21 protein-coding genes and 1 pseudogene are annotated in these 19,335 nt (G+C 67.2%); 9 read left to right on the top strand and 13 right to left on the bottom strand.

Features of this window, described 5'->3' with window-relative positions:
- Positions 1-50 precede the first annotated feature (50 nt).
- The 3 genes from BW733_RS12400 to BW733_RS12385 form a co-directional block, all read right to left on the bottom strand.
- Positions 51-980, bottom strand: coding sequence for a glycosyltransferase 87 family protein (locus BW733_RS12400; RefSeq protein ID WP_237268184.1), 930 nt, complete (start codon positions 978-980; stop codon positions 51-53).
- A gap of 1,001 nt (positions 981-1,981) precedes the next feature.
- On the bottom strand, positions 1,982-2,281 hold the full coding sequence (locus BW733_RS12390; RefSeq protein WP_077350886.1) for a hypothetical protein: 300 nt from the start codon (positions 2,279-2,281) through the stop codon (positions 1,982-1,984).
- The gene (locus BW733_RS12385; RefSeq protein ID WP_077350884.1) at positions 2,278-3,156 is read right to left on the bottom strand and encodes a ParA family protein; all 879 of its coding nucleotides are present in this window, start codon (positions 3,154-3,156) and stop codon (positions 2,278-2,280) included. The genes BW733_RS12390 and BW733_RS12385 overlap by 4 nt, the downstream gene beginning before the upstream one ends.
- Positions 3,157-3,206: 50 nt before the next feature.
- Between BW733_RS12385 and BW733_RS18635 the strand changes: the two genes are divergently transcribed.
- Positions 3,207-3,665, top strand: a complete 459-nt coding sequence (locus BW733_RS18635; RefSeq protein WP_179947116.1) for a hypothetical protein — start codon at positions 3,207-3,209, stop codon at positions 3,663-3,665.
- A 33-nt stretch (positions 3,666-3,698) separates the two neighbouring features.
- Positions 3,699-5,642, top strand: a complete 1,944-nt coding sequence (locus BW733_RS12370) for a DUF2207 family protein (RefSeq protein WP_077350878.1) — start codon at positions 3,699-3,701, stop codon at positions 5,640-5,642.
- On the opposite strand, the gene BW733_RS12365 is transcribed toward BW733_RS12370, so the two are convergent.
- Positions 5,643-5,828 carry a DUF6191 domain-containing protein gene (locus tag BW733_RS12365; RefSeq protein ID WP_077350876.1) on the bottom strand — a complete coding sequence of 62 codons (186 nt, stop codon included), beginning with the start codon at positions 5,826-5,828 and terminating at the stop codon, positions 5,643-5,645.
- Positions 5,829-5,957: 129 nt separating this feature from the next.
- Between BW733_RS12365 and BW733_RS12360 the strand changes: the two genes are divergently transcribed.
- Both BW733_RS12360 and BW733_RS12355 read left to right on the top strand, forming a co-directional pair.
- Positions 5,958-6,278, top strand: a complete 321-nt coding sequence (locus tag BW733_RS12360) for a putative quinol monooxygenase (protein WP_077350874.1) — start codon at positions 5,958-5,960, stop codon at positions 6,276-6,278.
- 3 nt (positions 6,279-6,281) lie between these two features.
- A complete protein-coding gene (locus BW733_RS12355) occupies positions 6,282-6,875 on the top strand; it encodes a hypothetical protein (RefSeq protein ID WP_077350872.1) in 594 nt (197 codons plus the stop codon).
- On the opposite strand, the gene BW733_RS12350 is transcribed toward BW733_RS12355, so the two are convergent.
- Complete coding sequence (locus tag BW733_RS12350; protein ID WP_077350870.1) at positions 6,872-7,606, bottom strand: class I SAM-dependent methyltransferase; 735 nt, start codon at positions 7,604-7,606, stop codon at positions 6,872-6,874. The two genes, BW733_RS12355 and BW733_RS12350, sit on opposite strands and share 4 nt — an antisense overlap.
- A gap of 376 nt (positions 7,607-7,982) precedes the next feature.
- Here BW733_RS12350 and BW733_RS12345 point away from each other — a divergent pair, with 376 nt between their 5' ends.
- Positions 7,983-8,996: a tyrosine-type recombinase/integrase gene (locus tag BW733_RS12345; protein ID WP_077350747.1), complete on the top strand. Its 1,014-nt coding sequence runs from the start codon at positions 7,983-7,985 to the stop codon at positions 8,994-8,996.
- Between the two features lie 68 nt (positions 8,997-9,064).
- Here BW733_RS12345 and BW733_RS12340 read toward each other — a convergent pair whose 3' ends face one another.
- The 5 genes and pseudogenes from BW733_RS12340 to BW733_RS12320 all read right to left on the bottom strand — a co-directional run bounded on the left by BW733_RS12340 (position 9,065) and on the right by BW733_RS12320 (position 13,948).
- Entirely contained in the window at positions 9,065-9,496 is a 432-nt protein-coding gene (locus BW733_RS12340; protein WP_161490231.1) for a transposase, read from the bottom strand.
- A gap of 68 nt (positions 9,497-9,564) precedes the next feature.
- Positions 9,565-10,335: an IS21-like element helper ATPase IstB gene (gene istB / locus BW733_RS12335; protein ID WP_077350866.1), complete on the bottom strand. Its 771-nt coding sequence runs from the start codon at positions 10,333-10,335 to the stop codon at positions 9,565-9,567.
- On the bottom strand, positions 10,335-11,588 hold the full coding sequence (istA, locus tag BW733_RS12330) for an IS21 family transposase (protein WP_077350864.1): 1,254 nt from the start codon (positions 11,586-11,588) through the stop codon (positions 10,335-10,337). Before istA ends, istB begins: the two co-directional genes overlap by 1 nt.
- 60 nt (positions 11,589-11,648) lie before the next feature.
- Positions 11,649-12,536, bottom strand: a pseudogene (locus BW733_RS12325) (ISL3 family transposase); the annotation flags it as partial.
- Positions 12,537-12,691: 155 nt separating this feature from the next.
- Positions 12,692-13,948, bottom strand: a complete 1,257-nt coding sequence (locus tag BW733_RS12320; protein WP_152024700.1) for an integrase catalytic domain-containing protein — start codon at positions 13,946-13,948, stop codon at positions 12,692-12,694.
- A gap of 217 nt (positions 13,949-14,165) precedes the next feature.
- On the opposite strand from BW733_RS12320, the gene nhaA reads away from it, so the two are divergent.
- Entirely contained in the window at positions 14,166-15,404 is a 1,239-nt protein-coding gene (nhaA, locus tag BW733_RS12310) for a Na+/H+ antiporter NhaA (protein ID WP_152024699.1), read from the top strand.
- Here the strand turns inward: nhaA and BW733_RS12305 are convergent, their stop codons facing one another.
- Positions 15,405-15,959: a hypothetical protein gene (locus BW733_RS12305; RefSeq protein ID WP_077350860.1), complete on the bottom strand. Its 555-nt coding sequence runs from the start codon at positions 15,957-15,959 to the stop codon at positions 15,405-15,407.
- Positions 15,960-16,139: 180 nt separating this feature from the next.
- Between BW733_RS12305 and BW733_RS12300 the strand changes: the two genes are divergently transcribed.
- Complete coding sequence (locus BW733_RS12300) at positions 16,140-16,460, top strand: DUF6176 family protein (protein ID WP_152024698.1); 321 nt, start codon at positions 16,140-16,142, stop codon at positions 16,458-16,460.
- Positions 16,461-16,828: 368 nt separating this feature from the next.
- On the opposite strand, the gene BW733_RS12295 is transcribed toward BW733_RS12300, so the two are convergent.
- On the bottom strand, positions 16,829-17,650 hold the full coding sequence (locus BW733_RS12295) for an MATE family efflux transporter (protein ID WP_077350856.1): 822 nt from the start codon (positions 17,648-17,650) through the stop codon (positions 16,829-16,831).
- Positions 17,584-18,216 carry an MATE family efflux transporter gene (locus tag BW733_RS12290; RefSeq protein ID WP_161490229.1) on the bottom strand — a complete coding sequence of 211 codons (633 nt, stop codon included), beginning with the start codon at positions 18,214-18,216 and terminating at the stop codon, positions 17,584-17,586. The genes BW733_RS12295 and BW733_RS12290 overlap by 67 nt, the downstream gene beginning before the upstream one ends.
- A gap of 194 nt (positions 18,217-18,410) precedes the next feature.
- Between BW733_RS12290 and BW733_RS12285 the strand changes: the two genes are divergently transcribed.
- Positions 18,411-18,674 carry a hypothetical protein gene (locus tag BW733_RS12285; protein WP_152024697.1) on the top strand — a complete coding sequence of 88 codons (264 nt, stop codon included), beginning with the start codon at positions 18,411-18,413 and terminating at the stop codon, positions 18,672-18,674.
- Between the two features lie 46 nt (positions 18,675-18,720).
- Complete coding sequence (locus BW733_RS12280; protein WP_161490228.1) at positions 18,721-19,332, top strand: NAD(P)-dependent oxidoreductase; 612 nt, start codon at positions 18,721-18,723, stop codon at positions 19,330-19,332.
- The last annotated feature ends 3 nt before the right edge of the window (positions 19,333-19,335 follow it).

Here is a 19,335-nt window from a genome sequence, read left to right as displayed (position 1 = left end):
ACTCCCCGCTCCCCCAGGCTCACCACGCGCTCGTGGATCCTGATCGTCGTCTATCCCTTCTGCAGAGTCGCGCTGGTCTGACCTTCACTGGTCAGACCAGCGCGACTCATGTTCGGCGAGATCAAGAGAACACTTAGGATCGTGCCGATCAAAACCAGAATCCCAGGGGCAGAGGCTAGCAGTTGACCGAAGGCAGAGCCTGGGGACAATGAAAGCCAGTCGAGAATGTGTTTAGGGCTGACGGCCAGATACATCGTGAAAAGCACGGTGACGACTGTGATGGGCCGCCGCGGGGTGTCTGCAGTCCATGTAGCGGCGATGTGTGGCCACCATACGAGATGGTGAACCCACGTGACGGGTGAGATCAGCACCATACACCCCGCAGCGAACCCCAGAAGAGCGGCAGGCCTCGCGTGCCGTCGTCGTTGGATCGCCATGGCGGCTAAGCCGACGGTGAGAACCACTGCCAAGATCCACACCCATGCTGACGCGCCTACGCGCTCCACAATGCCCCGAAGCGAAAGGTTGTCGACGTAGGCCAAATTGCCCACCCGTGACGGCTCCCAGATAACGCTTCCCCAGTACCCTGTCGTGAGCCTCGGCAACGTCACCAGCGTAACGATTTGCGGCACAACGAATGACAGGCCCGCCGCAACGATGGTGATCCAACGCCAAAGCACCAAAGGCAACAGAAGCAAAGCCAGAGGCGTGAGTTTGACCGCGGCTGTTAAACCAACTGCGAGTCCAAACCCCCATTGATTCCTGCATCGGGTCGACGCCAAATAACACACTGCCATAAGCACGACATTGATCTGGCCATAGGTCAGCGTGTCGAGAAATGGTGCCGTGGCTAAAACCAAGGGGGTCAGGAGCCATGCCGATCTAGAGAACTGACCTAGCCAGCCAACTCGTACTGCAACGTCACATACAACAAAATGGGTCAACGCGACGGTTGCTGCAGTCAAGACAATGAAGGACACAGTGAACGGCAAAGCAAGAAGCGGAACGAAGAGAACAGCCGCAATCGGTGGGTACGTAAATGGCAACCCCGGGTCCCCTACCGGACCAAGGATTGGTGCGTAGAGGTCCCCAGAGGCCAAGAGGGTGCGTGCTCCTTCACGGTAGACCTTTAGATCGAGTCCAACTGGATCCGCAAGCCAGAGAATCAACGCGGTTACGACAAAAGCAAGGAGCCATCCTGTAACAGAACGTGCGGGATGGCTACTCGGGCTCACGGCATGGGGGGTGGGAACCTCTGTCGTCATGAACTCCCTGCACTTCCTCTGCTGATCATGGTGACATGTCGAGGGATGCTGGCTCCCAGCGCCATCCGGAACTACGATAGCCCGGGATCATTGAGCGACTGTCGCCGGATATGGCATGGGCGTGTCGTGAGCGTCACGTTCTGCGCGCGAGACCTATCCCGAGCGCGAGCGACGCGAGCACCGACACGGCTAGGTATGGCGCTGCGGATCGAAGCGACCGCCAAGCGCGAGCTGAACCGTCCACGGCCTCGGCGGGGACGATGATCGGCTCTGGGAAGGTGCTGATGTAGCACCCGATCTCTGGCACGTCGGATCCCTCGGTGCCGCCCTGTTCCTTCTCGGGAACTGCATGGGTCGCCATCTCAGCCCAGTTCGTGGGCAGCCATGTCTTCTCAAGCTGATCGCATGTCCGCGCCGGGAACGGGTTCAAAGGGCCCGAAGATCGTCTGCTCCGTGACTGCCTCCCCACATAGGCCAGGACGTCCCCGTCATGATTGCGGATCGCCAACGGCATATGATGCGTCGTCGTCGTAGGACGTCAGCATCTCGGCCAGCACGAGGCTGCTGGTAGCTCCGACACCAGCGAGCGTTGTAGCGATAACGACGGCAGCCGAGCTGCTCGCGCGGAATGACACGGACAGCGCAACCGCGCCGAGAAGTGTCAGGCAGATGGCGGCTACTACTAGAGCCCCGTAGATGACGTCATGAGCCCACGGTCACTCCTGCTCTGGCTCTGGCGATCGCAGCTCGATCAGGGCTTCGGCGCGGGCCTCGGCACGATCGGCGCGCGTGCGCTCTTGGTCCAGCTGGGCTCTCAGATCGCGCAGCTCATCGCGCAGCCGCTCGGCCTCTGCTTTGCGGTCCTCGGCCTGTCCCTCGGTCCGGTCGAGCCGACCCCGCAGCTCGTCGACGCGCTGGGCAGCCTCGGCTCCTGCCTGCTGTGCCGCGTCGCGCTGAGTCTCTACCTCGTCGAGGTCGGCGGCCAACTCCGCAGCCTCGCCCTGGGCCGCCTTCACCTGTCCCTCCCACCCTTTTCGCTCGGCGGCGAAGTGGGCCTGCGCCAGGGTGTACGCCTCCCGCCACATCGCGCCGGCCCGAGCCTCGAACGCGCTGCCGGCATGTCGGGCGCCTGCGCCTCCTGCTCCTGGCGCTCGTTGAACGCCTTCGCGACCTCGGCCGCCACGGTCATCTTGACCGACAGTGCTCCTTCGATGGCGTGCAGGTGGTCGGTGTAGATCGTGCCGATGGTGACGGCGTCGGCTGTTCCCCACTCGTCGAGACCGCGGGCGGCTTCGGCCGCGTCAGCGGTCACGACTCGCTTGGGGATCGGAGTCAGCACCGTGAGTCCGTTGGTGGTGGCTGCTTCGTGGAGCTCGTCGAGCCAGACTGCGCTGCTAACGGTTCGCTCCTCGAGGCGGTTGACCAGAACCCCGGTCACCTTCAGCTGAGGGTTGTAGTAGTCCCTCACGGCCGCGATCGTCGTGAGCAGCTGTCCCAGACCATTGGCGGCAAAGAGCTTGGCCTCGGTCACCACGAGCACGCCGTGTGCGGCGACCAGCGCGTTCACGGCGAGCTGATCGAGGCTTGGTGCGCAGTCGAGGAGCACGAGGTCGTAGTCGTCGACGACGGCCGCGAGCGCGGTCTTGAGTCGGGACTCTCTGCCTGCGCCGGCGATGATCAGTTCGTCTCGCACGGCGCCCAGGGTGGCGCCTGCGGTCGGGACTAGGTCCATGCCGGGCCAGATCCCCGCCACTGCTACGTCTCGGATCTGATCTGTGGTCTTGTCGCTGAGGACGTCGGCCAGGCCGGCCTGGTCTTCCTCGACGGGTTCGGCGGCCGCCACGGAGGTGAGGTTGCCCTGCGGGTCGGCGTCGATCAGGAGTACCCGCATCTGCGAGGGCTGCACAACTTCATGTCGATGTCTGAGCAGGACAGGATCGCGTGGCTGCAGCACGCCCAGTCGGCGCCGCGCGTGAGCATGGCGACGCCACGCTGGTCACGCTGTACGAACCGCTGCTGCCCTACGCGCTGATCTTCGGCTTGGAGGACAGGTGGACGAAGGTGATCGGCGAGGTGCACGACGCGCGCCTGCCTGAGGCCGCCCCGCTGGCTGCGCTGCTGACGGCGATGCCGCTCAGCGACCTGTCCGCGTCGCTCAGTCACAACGGCTACCGCTCCATCGACGGCACGCAGACGATGATGGACGTCAACCACCGCGTCTCCGACGGGTTCAGCAGCGCGGGTACCGCGCTGAGCGACACCTTCTCCGGGAGCAACGACGGCTCCGGCGGATCCGGCTGGTCCGGTGGAGGGGGCGGCGGAGGTTGGTCCTCGGGCGGCTCCGGCGGAGGGGGAAGCAGCGGCGGCGGCATGGGCGGAGGCGGCGGCTCGAGCTGGTGACACCTGGCCCGGCCTCGCCCTACCCTCTGTCCCATGTGGCGAAACGTCTGGAGTTGGATCGGATGGGTCCTCGGCGTGCTCGCCGTCGTGATCGGCTGCTCGCTCTTCGCCGGCAACTTCCTCGCGGACGAACCGGACGCCAGCGTCGACCGCCAACTCGAGGGGCACAGCTTCACCGCCGAACACGAGGTGGTGCCCACCGATGACGGGGGCGCCGACCTGCGGATCACCGAGACCATCGTGGTCAGCTTCTCGGGCTCCGACCGGCACGGCATCATCCGCGACATCCCCCTGGACCACGCGGGCCACTCGAGCCGTCTCGAGGCGGTCGAGGTGGAGGCGGACGATCTGTCGCTGCCGACCGACCCGCCCGCCTGGGGCCAGGTTCCCCACGAGGTCACCGAGGAGGCGGGGCTGGCCTCGATCCGGATCGGCGACGCGTACACGGCCCTGCTGCCCGGCCCCCACGCCTACCGGATCAGCTACGTCCTGACCGACGTGCCGCTCAACATCGCAGGCGGCCAGGAGATCTACATCAACGTCAACGGCAATCAATGGGCGACCAGTTTCGACTCGGTCGAGGCGAGCGTCACCGTCCCGCAGTCCCTGGCCGACCGCCTGAACGGAGACGCGGCGTGTTACCAGGGCGGGCAGGACTCCGAGCAGACGTGCGAACTCCGCGTGGACGAGACGGGTGAGGCCACGGTGGTCACGGCCACCGCTACCCGGCCGCTCGAGGCGTTCGAGGGCCTCACCTACGCCGTCGGGTTCGCCCCCGACACGTTCGCCGACGCCGACACCCCGCGCACCGTCTCCACCTCGACCTGGGTCTGGTTCGCGCTGCCCGTGGTCTACGGGCTGGTCTTCCTCCTCGTCGCGCTCCTGCGGAGGCGGGCCGCCCGCCCGCGTTCCGCGAGCGACACCGTCGAGGTGCGCTTCGAACCGCCCGCAGGGATCTCGCCGATGGCCGCGGCCGACGTCTGGGGAACGCCGGAGCGTGGGCCGACCGCTGAACTGCTCGACGCCGTGCTCGAGCGTCAGGCGGTGATCGCGACGACCGGAGCCGTCGAGGATTCCTACGCACCTGCCGGCCCACACACCGGCCTGTCTGAGCGGGAGGAGCGGAGATTCCGGGAGTCGATCGAGGTGCAGGGCCTGCGCGAGATCGCGGACCCCGACCGCAGGGCCTTCCTGATGGGCTACTTCCCTTCGGGCAGGATCGACCCCCTCCACGTGCCCGACGACGCGATCGAGCAGCACCGGCGAAACATCATCGCGCGACTCGGGCTCCGGCGTGCCACGGGCGGGTCGGGCAGGTGGTTCCTGAACGCCTACCTCGGGCTGCTCGTGCTCACCTTCTTCACCACCTTCGCGCTCTACCTGCCCGGCGAGCTGCCGCGCTGGCTGATCTGGGTCTCCCCTGTTGCGGGCGCCCTCCTGCTCATCGCCTCGGTCTTCCTGCTGCCCGGTCTCGGAAAGCTGACCCCGAAGGGCAGGCAGGTCAGGGACGAGCTGCGCGGGCTGGAGCGGTTCATGTCCATGGCGGAGCAGGACCGGATCGCATGGCTGCAGGGCATCAGGACCGCGCCGCGGGAGCGCCACGGTGACGGCTCGAGGATCGCGCTGTACGAGCGTCTGCTCCCCTACGCGGTGATCTTCGGCATGGAGGCCTCCTGGGCTGAGTTGGTGGCGTCGGGTCTCGGCGCTCAGGGCTCGGTGTGGAGCCTCAGGGACGCCTCGCTCGACCTCGGCCGGCTGCTCGCCTCCTTCTCTTCGACGAGACGCTCCACCAGGCGCTCCCTGTGGTCCGGCCGCAACACGCTCTCCGGGGCGGGGCGCTCGCTGGGCAAGGGACTCGAGTCCATGGCGAAGAACGCGGGGTCCGGCCGTCGCTCAGGCGGTTCGCGGCGAGGCGGTTCCCGGGGCGGCGGCAGGAGCGGTGGAGGACGCGGCGGCGGTGGCGGTCGCAGCTGGTGATCAGCCCTGATCCTCCGGGTCGTCCTGCTTCGAGGGCATGACGAGTTCGACCACGCCGGAGTCCAGGTCGAGCGGCTTCGGGCCGTCTCCCCCGCGCTCCGCCTCGACGATCAACACCTTGTCCAGGTCGCGCTGCCTGCGGACGTGTTCCATCCCGCCGTGGAAGATGGACATGAAGTCGCTCACGTGACTCCCCCTCGTGTCGTCCGGTCCTTCGACCCTACCTCGGCCGCCGCCGGCGCAGCCAGGGTCGAAGCGACCACGCACCACCCCCACCCCGGGTAGGCTGGGCGAAACCCACGAGAGGAGCACCCCATGATCTTCATCTGCGTCAAGTGGAAGGTGAAGCCCGAGCACGCCGAACAGTGGCCGGAGCTGACGAGAGAGTTCACCGAGGCGACACGGGCAGAGCCGGGCAACATCTTCTTCGAGTGGTCGCGCAGCCTTGACGAGCCCGACACCTATGTCCTGATCGAGGCGTTCAAGGAGGACGCCGCCGAGGCCCACGTCACCAGCGACCACTTCCGCAAGGCCCAGGCCGACCTGCCGCAGTATCTGACGGAGACTCCGAAGGTGCGCAACGTCGTCATGGCGGGCGACAAGTGGGACGAGCTCGGCGAGTTCAGGGTCGACTGAGCCGTGGCCGCGACCCCCACCCTCTACCGCCGCGACGACGAGGACAGGCTGCTCTACCGGGAGGCCTGGACCATCAGTGGTGGGGTGATCGAGCACTCCGGGCGGGTCGGCACCACCGGCAGGCAACCCGTCCGGCCGACCGGCAGGAAGTCAGCCGACGGAGCGACCGCGCAGCAGGTCCTGGAGCGGTTCGAGGCAGCTGCCCGTGCCGACGGCTTCAGCGAGATCCCGGACGAGGAACGCGGCTGGGTGGTGCTGCAGCACTGGGCCTTCACCGCCGACCTGTCCCACCCGGAGGATGAGCGTCTCTTCACGGGGATGTGGGACGCGCTCGACGGGTACCTGCGGTGGCGCGGGGTCGGCGAGTGCGACGGCAACGACGTCGGAGGCACCCCGCCGGGGCTGCCCGACGGCGTCGTGGTCAACTGGTTCTGCCCGGTGGTCGACGTCGACCTCGGGGTGAAGGCCCTTCGCTCCTTCGCCCGCTCGGTGCGGATGGGCTCCCTCCATGTGATCGGCCGCCGGGAACCTGGCGAGGACTCCGACTACGTCCTCGCCTACTCGCCCCGGAAGTCCGACACGACGTTCACGCTCTAGGCGTCGAAGGGGCGGCGCGCGATGAAGACGTGCTCCCGGCCCGGCCGGTCGGGCGCATCCCTGACCTCGTCCACGACGAGCCCCGCGGCGGTCAGTGACGCCTCGACGGCCTCGCGCGGCCGGAACCTCAGCACGCTCGTGGAGTCGATGCGCACGCCGTCGCGGTGGAAGATCGTCGGCGACTCGAAGCTGACGAGCTCACCGTCGACCCCCGTCACCTGGACCCAGTCCTCGACGGGCCCCTCATGCGCGACGTCCACGACCTGCCTGGTGTTCTCCCGCGTCCACGACTCCCAGGCGCGCCGCTCGGGAACCCTTGTCTCGAAGATCAGCCGACCGCCCGGGACCAGCGCCGCGCGGGCGGCCCGCAGCGTGTGGTCCCACTCCTCGTCGGTGAGGAACACCTGTGCGACGTTGGCCGTCATGAACGCGAGGTCCACCCGGAGCGGGAGCGCGTCAGCGGCGACTCCGTGCACCCAGCGGACCTTTTCAGCGTCGGGCTTGCCTCGGGCGACCTGCAGCGATGACGCGGCAGGATCGACGCCGACCACTTCGAGGCCTCCTCCGGCGAGCAGCGTCGCGAAGGTGCCGGTTCCGCAGCCGATGTCGAGCACCCGTCGTGCCCCGAACTCCTCGACCATGGCGGCGTAGGCGTCGAGATCGGAGCGGTCGGGGTCGAGCGGGTCGTAGACGGCGGCCAGCCTCGCGTCGTCGGAGATCGGATCGGGCATGGATCGAGGCTAGTCAGCCGGTGGGCCGGAGTCGATGCCTGCCACGCAGCGGGGACCGTTCGGATGCGTGGTACCTCACTGTCAAGTCCCCGCGAAATGGTAGGCCTTACCTCAGATATTTTTCCCCGCGAAAACAAGGGTTAGCGGCTCTTCACAGAAGTGAGTGGATCATGGGTTTGAACCCGCCCGCGTCGAGTAGGCATCGGGCGGTGGTATGTCGACCTCGGGGTTATGTTGACCGACGTCGTGGGGTGCCTGTTCCAGTGCGGGTTGGGGCCTGATCCGGTCAACATAACGATGAATGCTCGGGTCGGGGTTCGCTTGATCTGACCGGGCGATCGTTGGGATCGCCTGGCTTCGGGTCAGGAGGACCAAGATGGTGATTCATCGTGATCAGTGCCGCGCTGACGCGCGGGACGTGCTGGACGAGTTCGAAGCGTGGCTGCTGCGGGAACGGTCCACGCAAGAGGGCACCGCTGCTGCCTACGCCGACACGTTCCGGCTCCTGCTGACCTACGCCCAGCAGGCCACCGGGATCGCCCCGTCGGCGTTGACCCTGGCCGATCTGGACGCGGACCTGATCGGCGGATTCCTCCAGCATCTGGAAACCGAGCGCGGCAACTCCGCCGCGACCCGCAACGCCCGCCGGGCCGCGCTGCGGTCGTTCTTCAGCTACGCCAGCTACCGGGCACCCGACGCGATCGCAACGATCAGCCAAGTCCTCGCGATCCCCGCGAAACGCACCAAGACCACCCTCGTGTCGTTCCTGACCGCTGCCGAAGCCGAAGCCCTCATCGCAGCCCCGGACACCGGCACCTGGCTCGGGCGCCGAGACCGGCTCCTGCTGCACCTGGGCATCCAAACCGGACTCCGCGTCAGCGAGCTGACCAGCCTGCACATCGACAGCATCCAGATCGGCCCGCACAGCCAGCTCGAATGCATCGGCAAGGGCCGCAAGCAACGCGTGATCCCACTCCAGAAGAACACCGTCCAACTCCTCAACGCCTGGTTCGGCGAGCTTCCACCCGTACCGGACGGGCCACTGTTCCCGACCCACGCCGGGACGCCACTGACCAGGGCTGCGGTCGGCAAGCTCATCGCCCGTCATACCGCTGCCGCGGTCGGACGGTGTTCTTCCTTGGCCGAGAAGAACGTCACGCCCCACACGCTGCGGCACACTTGCGCAATGAGCCTGCTGCACGCCGGGATCGACACCGCGAGCATCGCGCTCTGGCTCGGGCACTCGAACATCCAGACCACGCAGATCTACCTCCACGCCGACCTCGAACTCAAACGACGAACCCTGGAACGCGTCCCCGCCGTCGATGAGCGGCCACCGGCCCGCTACCAAGCCTCGGACGCTCTCATCGCGTTCCTCAAGAACCGCTGAACCCCGCACGGTTATGTTGATCGGCTCAGGCCCCAACCCGCACTGGAACAGGCACCCCACGACGTCGGTCAACATAACCCCGAGGTCGACATACCATAGCTTATGCGGAATTCCGCATAAGCGACGTAGTTGACGATGTTGCGGAACCCTCTGGCTGTCCCGCGGAGGTGTTCCAGCAGGCCGTTGATCGCTTCGCTGGGGCCGTTGGACGTGCCGGGGTGGTCGAAGATCGCGAGGATGTCGTCGCGTCGGCGGTACAGGGTTTTGCCCAGTGATCTGAGCTCGTTGAGGCCGGCTGGGACTCCGCTCTGGAGGCTGTCGATGAGCCGGGTCATGATCGCCTTGCCCTCGGTGGGGTCGTCGGCTTGGTAGGCGGAGATGACGTCCTGATAGACGCTCCAGGTGGCTTCGAAGGCGGCGTGACGCTCGTCGGTGAGGACTTTCAGGAGGCGGTGCTGCTGTTTCTCGGTGAGCAGCGCGGCGCGGGTCCGGGCTGTCAACGCCGGGCCAAAACTGACCCCCCTGTGCTGATTGAAAATTGACCCCTCTCGGTGGGTTTGTTGGTTGGTTACTTGGTTTGCTGGTTGATGGTGTCGCGGTGTGCGCGGGTTCGGTAGGAGTCGCCGTCCAGGCCGATGACGTGGGCGTGGTGGACGAGCCGGTCGATGGTGGCTGCTGCGACGACGTCGTCGCCGAGGGTCTCTCCCCAGCGGCTGAAGGGCAGGTTCGAGGTCACGATGATCGAGCCGGTCTCGTAGCGGGAGGCGACGAGTTGGAAGAACAACGCTGCTGCGGCGGCGTCCAGGGGCAGGTATCCGACTTCGTCGATGATGAGCAGTCGATAGCGGTTCAGTCGTCGTAGTTCTCGTTCGAGGCTGCCTTTGGTGTGGGCTTGGGCCAGCCGGTGGATCCAGCCGGTGGCGGAGTCGAACAACACTGGGTAGGACGCTTCGGCGGCCTTGATGCCCAATGCGATCGCCAGGTGGGTTTTGCCGGTCCCGGGTGGTCCCAGCAGGACCACGTTCTCCCGTTTCGCGATGAAGGTGCAGGTTCCCAGGTGCGCGACCACGTCGCGCGTGGCGGCGGGGATGTGGTCGAAGACGAAGTCCTGCATGGTCTTGACCTGCGGGAAGTGGGCTGCCGAAATCCTCATCCTGGTGCCGTTGGCGGTGCGGGATGCGACCTGCCGGCCCAGGACCGCGGCGAGGTATTCCTCGTGGGACCAGCCGGCCTCGCGTGCCTGGTCACCCAGCGTGGTGAAGGTCTCGGTGATCACCGGGGTCTTCAGCTCCCGCGCCAGGAACGCGATCTCGGCTGCGACGTCCTTGCCGGTGGTCATCACGCCACCTCCTTCACCGACTGCGCGGGGGCAGTGTTCAGGTTGAACAGTGCGTCGTAGTCACTCAGCGACCGCATCCCGACCTGATGGCTTGGCTCCACCCTCCCGGTGGTCGGGGTGTTGCGGGACTGGAAGGCTGCGCGCAGCTGCTTGGCGGCCGCGACATGGGCTGGGTCGGTGATCGTGCGCCGAAGGTCCCAGCACCGCTCATGCTCGGCCACCACGGTCCCGGCGCAGCTGACCGTGACGTGCTCCAGATCGCAGGTGATGTCGACGAAGCGTCCGATGGCGGCCGGGTCCACGGAGTAGTCGTTGCCCATCACCCGCACGTAGTAGTCACGCCCCAACCTGATCCGGTCGGTGAACCCGACCGCAGGCGGCACCGGCGGCAACACACCCATCGCCGCTGCGTCTGCAGCGAGCCGGTCCGCGGGTCTGGCGCCAGTGCGACGCAGCAACCGCTGGTTCGCTTTGGGCAACCATGCTGCGAGTTGGGTGTTGAACTCGGCCGGGGACCCGAACTCGCGACCCGGGAGGAACGAGGTCTGCAGGAACCCGTTGGCGCGTTCCACCACCCCCTTGGCCTCCGGATCCCGGGGCCTGGTCTGGAAGATGCGGGTCCCCAACGTCCCAGCGAACGCCCGCGCAGCCACTGTGAGGCGGCGATGCTGACCGATACCGGACTCGTTGTCCCACACCAGCGTCTTCGGCACTCCACCGAAGCTGCCAGACAGAAGCTGCCACATCCCCGCCAGCAGATCCCCAGTGGTCCGGGACGGCAGCAGCACCGCGGCGATGAACCCCGACCACGCCGCCACCATGGTCAGCACCGGCGGCGCGGTCCAAACATCCGCAGCGACCCGCACGATCTTGGGTGGGAACCACAGATCACACTGCACGATCTCTCCAGGCTGGTACTCGGTCCGATCGGCCGGATCCGGCGGCGCGAACAACGGCCGCAGCTCGGCGACCTTGGCCCGCAGCACCGATGCCGACCGCGTCCACCCGATCCGCTCCGCGATCACCGTGGCCGGCATCGTCGGCGTCCTCGACAGCAACGCCCGGATCTGTGGCTCGAACGCATCCACCACCGACCCCGCAGGAGCACGCTCATACTTCGGGGGACCATCCGAGGACAACGCCGCCCGCACCGTGTTCCTCGCCACCCCCAACTGGCGGGCGATCGCCTTGATCGCCATCTTCTCCGACTTGTGGAGCCGTCTGATCTCGGCCCAATCCTCCACGCTGATCACTCCCTCACTCTGACCGAGGGGGTCAACTTTCGCTCGGCACCTGGGGGTCAGTATTCATGCGGCATCGACACGGGCGACGCGTCGGATGCCGTAGAGCGGGTCCCCGGAACGGCCACGATGCCCCAGGGTCTCCTGTTGGATGCGTTGCCGGCACTGGTCGAGTTTGTCGCCGACCAGTGCCACGACATGGTAGGGATCCATCACGGTGACGACGGTGTCGATCGCTTCGACGGCGGCTGACTTGTAGCCGGTGAACCCGTCCATCGCGACCACCTCCACCGAGTCTCGAAACGCCTGCGTCCGGGCCTCGAGCCAGTCCTTGAACACCTGCTTGGATCGGCCCTCGATCACGGCCAGTAACCGCGAAGGGCCGGTTCCGGTCCTTGTCGGAGTAAGATCGATGATCACGGTGACGTACTTGTCGCCGCGGCGGGTATGGCGCCACACGTGCTCATCCACCCCGATCGCGGTGACCCCATCCAGCCGGCCTGGGGTGTCGATGAGCAGCTCGGCGCCGGCGGCCAGGATCGCGTCGCAGGCCGTGTTCCACGCCACTGCGAGATTGGCTGCGACCCTCGCGATCGACATGCGGTCAACCACGATGGACTTGACCGCCATCATGATCGCGTCGCGGGAGAGTTTCCCCTTCGACGGAGCTGCGGCCCGGATGTCGTGTCGCCAGATCCGGCGGCATTCCAGGCAGCGGTAGCGGGGAACGACGATCTCCAGGATTGTGGGCTTCCAGCCGTACGGCACGTGCGCCAGGCGCCGTAGTACCGAGTCGTGGCGGATTCCGCGCTCGCCGCAGCCGAGGCATGGCGCGGGCGCGGTGGTGGGCCGGCAGCGCAGGACCGTGTGGTCGGGTTCGACCCGTTGCGCGGTCACGGTCAGCCCGAGACGGTCGAGCCGGCAGAACATGTCAAGGGAAGGTGGGGTAGCGTTTCGCATAAGGGCCCTTGGGTGATCAGATGAGGCGTAGACACCTTCATCCTGCCAACCCGAGGGCCCCCACCCCACCCCGGCCCCACCAACGCTGCAGGGCCCCGGGTCAGCAGTCGCTCAAACGCTCCCCTTCAACCCACTGCCTTCTGTGAAGAGCCGGGTTAGCTGGCCCGGGTTTTGAGGCCGGCGGGGTCGGGTGCCTTCCATGCGATGTGTTGTTCGAGACGGGCTGTCTTTCGGCCTGCGAGTCGGGTGAGCTCCTGTTGGATCTCGGTGATGCGTCGTTGCATTGCGACGGGTTTGAGGGTGGCCTTGTAGGCGGCTAGTTCTGTTTCCTGGGCGGGGTTGAGGACCCCGGCGGCCAGGAGCCTCTGGTAGGGGGAGCGTGGCTTGTCGTAGAGGCGTTTGCGGCGCCCTACGGTGTCGGTGGCCCAGCCTTCGGGTTTCTTCGTGGGGGTGAAGAAGTTGAGCCGGTCGTTGACCAGCGGCCATAGCTGGTTGAGTAACGCGAGTTCGGTGGCGGTGTCGTAGCGGTGGTAGAAGCCGTAGCGGCGCACGAGATGGTTGTTCTTCGATTCGATGGTGGCTTGATCGTTTTTCTTGTAAGGCCGCGACCGGGTGAAGAACACCTCTCGTTGGCCGGCCCAGCCGATCAGGTCGTGGTTGATGAACTCCGAGCCGTTGTCACAATCGATCCCGGTGACCGCGAACGGGACCTGGGCGATGAAGTGGTCGAACGCGGTCCGGATGTGGAGGTGGGCGTTGTTGCGGATGGAGTAGGTGAAGCTCCAGCCGATGTGCATGTCGGTGAAGTTCACGCTGCGGGCGAACTCGCCCTTCAGCGTGGGGCCGCAGTGGGCCACGGTGTCGACTTCGAAGAACCCGGGTTCGGCTTCGACCTCGTCACCGGCTTTACGCACGGTGATCGAGTTTCGTAGCAGGCTGCCGGGCTTGGTGGCGGTCTTTCCTCGGATCGGGTCCTTCGCCCGCGCCGGTGCGAGGTACCGGTCGATCGTGGCCGCCGACATCGATTCCAGCTCGGCCCTGACCTCGGCGCTGTAACGGTCCTGGCTAGGCACCAGTTCGCCTTCGGCTTCCATCGCATCGATCAGATCGCTCATGGATGCGGCGAGGTACTGCCCGCAGCTGCCCCCCGAGGCCGCCCATACCCGCTGCAGGATCAGCCTGGCGTCGTAGGAGTACTTACACGCCTTGGTCTTGCGCCGATCGATCACCGCGACCGTCGCGGTGGCCCGTCCCGGGGCCTGTTTCAACCGGGCCACCAACTGCTGGCGGGCATGGTCACGGTTCCAGCCGGTGATCTCGACCACGTGGTCGAGGATCTGGGACTTGCCCTTCTTCGGGGCCGCGGCATAGGCCTTGGCGTACTTCTTCGTGATCTCGACTCGGGCTGCCATCGACAGCTTCTCTCCAACCTCCACACCCCATCGTGGCCGGTCACTGTTTCCCGGGGAAAAGTATGTGAGGTACGGCCCCTTCGTTCGCGGGGACTATGTATGAGTGTCGTCGGGATGTGGGATCAGGCGTGTCTGAGCTGTAAACTGGCCGACGGTGTGCCGGGAAGTCTGGTCGGCGCCCGTCGACACACCGATGGGGATGACCAGAAAGGCACCCATGACCACACCTCTCACCCGCCTGCGCGATTTCGTGTCAAGGGAGACCGTCGCCGGCGTCCTGCTCCTGATCGCCGCGGCCATCGCGCTGATCTGGGCGAACTCCCCCTGGCGCGGGGCCTATGCCGACCTGTCGGCGCTCACGGTCGGCCCGTCTTCGCCGCTGCACCTCGATCTGACGCTCAGCCAGTGGGCGGCCGACGGGCTGCTCGCGATCTTCTTCCTCGTCGTGGGTTTCGAACTGAAGCAGGAGATCGTCGCAGGCAGCCTGCGCAACCCGCGGCTCGCGGCCGTCCCGGTGTCCGCCGCGGTCGGTGGCATGGCCGTTCCTGCACTGGTCTACTTCGCGGTGATCTCCGCGTCCGGCGACACGGCCGCGCTCGATGGCTGGGCGATCCCGACGGCGACCGACATCGCCTTCGCCGTGGCGGTGCTCGCCGTCTTCGGGCGTGGACTCCCCCGGGCGCTGCGCGTGTTCCTGCTCACCCTCGCCGTCGTCGACGACCTGCTGGCCATCGTCGTGATCGCGGTCTTCTACACCGATTCCATCTCGCCGCTGTGGCTGCTTGCCTCCGTCGCCTGTGTTGTCGTGTTCGCCGTCCTTGCCCGCATGCGCACCACCCGTTGGTGGCTGCTCGTCCCGGTGGCGCTTGTCGCGTGGGCGTTCATGCACGAGTCGGGCGTGCACGCCACCATCGCGGGTGTGCTGCTCGGCCTTGTCGTCCCGGCCCGCCCCGTGCACGGCGAGGCGCACTCGCGCACGCACAGCTTCGTCGAGAAGATCCAGCCGTTCTCGTCGGGCCTCGTGGTCCCGATCTTCGCCTTCTTCGCGGCGGGGGTGAATCTGGTCGACGGTGACGGGCCCCTCGCTGTCCTGCGGCAGCCCGTGCTGCTGGCGATCATCCTCGGGCTCGTCTTCGGAAAGGTCGTCGGCGTGATGGGCACGACGGCGCTTGTCACGAAGCTCACCCCGCTGCGGCTGCCCGACGCGATCGGGTTGCGCGACCTGCTGCCCGTCGGCCTGTTGACCGGCATCGGCTTCACGGTGTCGCTGCTGATCGCCGAACTGTCGTTCCCCGACGGCGCCCACACGGCGGCCGCGAAGTTCGCGATCCTGGCCGGTTCGCTGATCTCCGCGGTGCTCGGCGCGATCGCGCTGCGTTGGTCGGCGAGGCTGAAGCGCTCCGCCGACATGAACGAGGACGGCATCCCCGACGTCGACATCGAGCCGATCCCCTGATCACCAGGGCGGAAGGCCCCAGCGCGCCGCGTAGGCCATGGCTCCGGCGAGCCCGAAGATCAGCAGCGTCGCGCCCATCATGGGGCCGACGACCCGGCTCGTCGTGCCGCTCTGACGCTTGAGCGAAGGGATGATGGCCAGCAGCATCGCGGCCTGGACGCAGCCGAGGATGACCACGGACAGGTCGCCGAGCACGATGAGGCCGAGCGGGATGAAGTGGAGAGCAACCACCATGGCGATCCACCAGGCGATCCAGCGGCCCTTTCCCGTGCGGTGCAGCCAGATCGATCCGAGCAGCGCGGCGAGCACCTCGATGACGGTGACCACGGCGAAGACCGGCCCGGTGGCGCCGTCGATGATGTTCCCGTCACTCCACCGGGTGACGACGGCCGGGCCGAAGAAGCCGGCGAGCGCGAGCCCGAGCACGGATCCGATCCCGAGCCACAGCCGGGCCTTTGTCGGTGGGTCCTCCTGCGCCCACCCGAACCAGACCAGTGTCATCAGCCCGAACCACGCGACCGTGAAGGCCTGATTGGCGGGAAACTCAGCGAGCATCGTCGACTCCTTCCATCCGGCGGCGCTGACGACGCCTTTCCCTCCACCGTGGCATGGATTCGGCCACTTCACCGCGGCGATGCCATATCCGCTACCGTCCAGCCTCATGGAGCAGATCCCCTTCACACCCGTCGATTCCTCGTTCCCTGGCTGGCCGATCCCGCCTCGGTGCCGGAGGGGATGTCGCTCCAGTTGAGTCGGGCGCGGCTCCTCGACGGGCGGGAGGCCTCGTTCGACGAGTGTATGCGGATGCTGCACGACCGCTACGACGAGTGCCTCGCAACGCTGCCGCAGGAGGGGATGGCCTTCGAGGCCACGTTCCTGAACCAGGAGGCCGCGGCGATGGCCGCGAAGATCCATGCGGGGCCGACACGCTGGAAGCCGTCGCGCCGTCGCTGTCTTGAGCGCGTCGACGTCGACACCGCGGGTCTGCCCGGCTGGAGCTCATCTCGTCGATCCGCGCACATCATCCGTGGCTCCAGGCGACGTTGGGCGATCTGATGCCACTGCGGCTGAGCGTGGTCAGAGGCTGAGCGCCGTGACCACCATGACGACGGCCGTGACCAGGCACACACCGAGGATGATCAGCAAGGTGATGCGTCCGTTGCCGTTGGGCTGATCCGGCTGGTTCTGCGTCATGGATGCTCCTGTCGTCCCGGCCAAAGCTAACAGCCCACGTCGAACCGCCCCTGTCGCGCGCCCGGGCTGCTGCGATGAGCACTTTTCCGGGTTCGATGCGCTGGGTCCAGCGTTGTCTGCAGTCGATACCGCTCAGCGGAGAACGAGTCCGGAAAGGTGCTCATCCCGGAACCCAACCCGAGCCACACCGGGGCCCGGGTCAACTGGCCGGGCGAGGCGCAGGCGCCGGATCAGCTGGCCCGGGCGAGGCGCAGGCGCCTGACCGGCGTCGGCTCCGGGGCGCCGTCTGGCTCACCCATCAGCGCCCGACGCCAGGCGAACCACGAGAACGCGACCGGGATGAGGGCGCCCACCCAGGCAAGCGGAGCCGCGAGCGCGATGCCGAGGAAGCCGAGCGGGGCGACGAGCACGAGGCCCGCGACCGAGCGGAAGACCAACTCCATGAAACCCGCGAAGGTCGGCACGGCGGTCGCGCCGAGGCCCTGGATCGCGTAGCGCAGCACGAAAAGCGACGCGAGGATCGGGTACAGCGCGCCCTGCACGATCAGGTAGTCGTGGGCATAGGCGACGACGCCGGGCTCTCCGTCCCCGACAAACAGCCGCACGATGGGGCTGCCGAGCAGGATGATCACGCCGCCGAGCACGATGGCCAGGAACCAGGTGACGACGCTGGTGCGCCACACGCCGATCCTGATCCGCGCCCACTGCCCCGCACCGCGGTTCTGCGCGACGTAGGTGGTCAGGGCGACGCCGAACGAGCTGAGCGGGGCGACGGCGATCTGGTCGACCCGCATGGCGGCCGTGAACGCGGCAACCGCCTCCGAGCCGAGCCCGTTGATGGCGTACTGGAGCACGACGGCGCCGATGGCGATCACCGACATCTGGAAGCCCATGGCCAGGCCGGGTCGCACGGTCTCGCCCATCTCGCCCGGCTGCGAGCGCCAGTCGGCGCGGGTCAGCCGTAGCTGCGGCATCCGGCGCCAGATCAGCACGATGCACAGCGCGACCGAGACGGCCTGCGCCAGGACGGTGGCCAGCGCCGCGCCGGGCACTCCCCAGCCGAAGCCGCCGATGAAGCCACGACGAGGATCACGTTGAGCACGCAGCTGAGGATCAGGAAGTACAGCGGGGTCCGGCTGTCGCCGAGCGCGCGGATGACGGCGGCGAGGAGGTTGTAGGCCATCACGATCGGCGTGCCCCAGAAGGAGATCACCAGGAAGGCCTCGGCGTCGGCCATCAGCTCGGCGGGCGTCTGCATCACGGTGAGCAGCCACCTGGCGCCGAACACGCCGACCGCGGTGATCACCACGGCGATGGCGGCGGCGACCACGATCGGGTTGGCGAAGTAGCGCCGAAGCGCCGCCATGTCGCCCGCGCCGAAAGCCTTCGCGATCGGGATCGCGAGACCACCGGAGGCACCGAAGGTGAACCCGAGGAGCAGGAACATGAGGCTGCCGGTGGCGCCCACCGCCGCGAGGGCGTCGACTCCGACCATGCGACCGACGACGGCGGCGTCGGTGAACTGGTACACCTGCTGGAACAGGTTGCCGATGAGAAGGGGAAGGGTGAAGGCGACAATCACGCGGGTCGGCGAACCGACGGTCAGGTTGTTGGTCATGGGATTTCTCGCGCGCTCAGACAAAGCTGGATGTGATGTGTGGGGGAAGTGCGGTTCACCGCATCTTGGTGCGGACCGACCCATTAGCTTACGCCTTTGCCCGCGGACTGCAATTCGGGGTCGCCGTCGATCGTGGCCGGTCACCACCATCTGCCTTCGACTGCGCCTGACGGCTCCTCGCCGCGAAGACCATGATGTTCGTCGGCACCCCGTTCGCAGGCATCGCCACGGGCTCGCAGTGGCTGCCTGCCGGCGTCGCCATGGTCGGCCAACTGCTTCCGCCCGGCGCCGCGGGCACGCTCGTGCGGTCGGCGGCCTACTTCGGCGGGGCTGGCGGTGGCACCTCGCTCGTCGTGTTGAGCGCCTGGGCCCTAGCTGGGCTGATCCTCTGGTTCGTCGGACCACGGCTGCGTCGCACGACGACGCCCGACACCGGCACCCCTGTCGAAGCGGCCTGATCGTGGCTAGGCTTTCCAGGTTCCACCCTCACACCTCTGGAGCATCGTGAAGATCACCCTCATCGGCGGCTCGCAGGGCAGCGGCGCCGAACTGGCGTCGCTCGCCCGCGCGGCAGGCCACCACGTCACCGTCGTCACCCGCGGAGGGACCGCGCCGAGCGCGGACCGGATCATCGCCGGCGACGCGACCGACCCCACCGTCGCCGCTGATGCGGTGACCGGGGCCGACGCCGTCGTCGTGACCGTCGGAGGCGCGAAAGGCGTCAGCAACCACCGGGCGGCCGTCACCCGGGCGGTCACCAAGGCCATGCAGGGGGCCGGGACCCGGCGCCTGATCGTGCAGTCCTCGCTCGGAGCGGGTGGCTCGGCCGCCCAGCTACCCGGCCTGCTCGGCCTCATCACGAAGCTCCTTCTCGCCAAGCCGCTCGCGGATCACAACGAGCAGGAACGGGCCGTCTTCGACTCCGGTCTCGACTGGACCGTCGTCCGGCCCACCGGGCTGACGGACAAGGAACCGACGGGCAACTGGAAGGCCTACGAGAAGCGCGAGGAGGGACGCCTCGGCGGCTCCGTCAGCCGCCGTGACCTCGCCGCCTACCTGCTGGAGCTGCTGACCGAGGACTCGATGGTGGGCCGCGCCGTCGGCATCAGCAACTGATCC

It is taken from the genome of Tessaracoccus flavescens, assembly GCF_001998865.1.
In the GTDB taxonomy this organism is placed as follows: domain Bacteria; phylum Actinomycetota; class Actinomycetes; order Propionibacteriales; family Propionibacteriaceae; genus Arachnia; species Arachnia flavescens.
Note: the sequence above shows the minus strand (reverse complement) of the source record. Positions and strands in the feature narration are given on the sequence as shown.

Coding starts and splice junctions, on each gene's coding strand:
- BW733_RS12385 (WP_077350884.1), bottom strand. CDS start 3,156: ATGCGGGTACTCCTGATCGACGCCGACCCGCAGGGCAACCTCACCTCC.
- BW733_RS12370 (WP_077350878.1), top strand. CDS start 3,699: ATGTGGCGAAACGTCTGGAGTTGGATCGGATGGGTCCTCGGCGTGCTC.
- BW733_RS12360 (WP_077350874.1), top strand. CDS start 5,958: ATGATCTTCATCTGCGTCAAGTGGAAGGTGAAGCCCGAGCACGCCGAA.
- BW733_RS12350 (WP_077350870.1), bottom strand. CDS start 7,606: ATGCCCGATCCGATCTCCGACGACGCGAGGCTGGCCGCCGTCTACGAC.
- BW733_RS12345 (WP_077350747.1), top strand. CDS start 7,983: ATGGTGATTCATCGTGATCAGTGCCGCGCTGACGCGCGGGACGTGCTG.
- istB (WP_077350866.1), bottom strand. CDS start 10,335: ATGACCACCGGCAAGGACGTCGCAGCCGAGATCGCGTTCCTGGCGCGG.
- BW733_RS12320 (WP_152024700.1), bottom strand. CDS start 13,948: ATGGCAGCCCGAGTCGAGATCACGAAGAAGTACGCCAAGGCCTATGCC.
- nhaA (WP_152024699.1), top strand. CDS start 14,166: ATGACCACACCTCTCACCCGCCTGCGCGATTTCGTGTCAAGGGAGACC.
- BW733_RS12305 (WP_077350860.1), bottom strand. CDS start 15,959: ATGCTCGCTGAGTTTCCCGCCAATCAGGCCTTCACGGTCGCGTGGTTC.
- BW733_RS12300 (WP_152024698.1), top strand. CDS start 16,140: ATGTCGCTCCAGTTGAGTCGGGCGCGGCTCCTCGACGGGCGGGAGGCC.
- BW733_RS12290 (WP_161490229.1), bottom strand. CDS start 18,216: ATGACCAACAACCTGACCGTCGGTTCGCCGACCCGCGTGATTGTCGCC.
- BW733_RS12285 (WP_152024697.1), top strand. CDS start 18,411: ATGTTCGTCGGCACCCCGTTCGCAGGCATCGCCACGGGCTCGCAGTGG.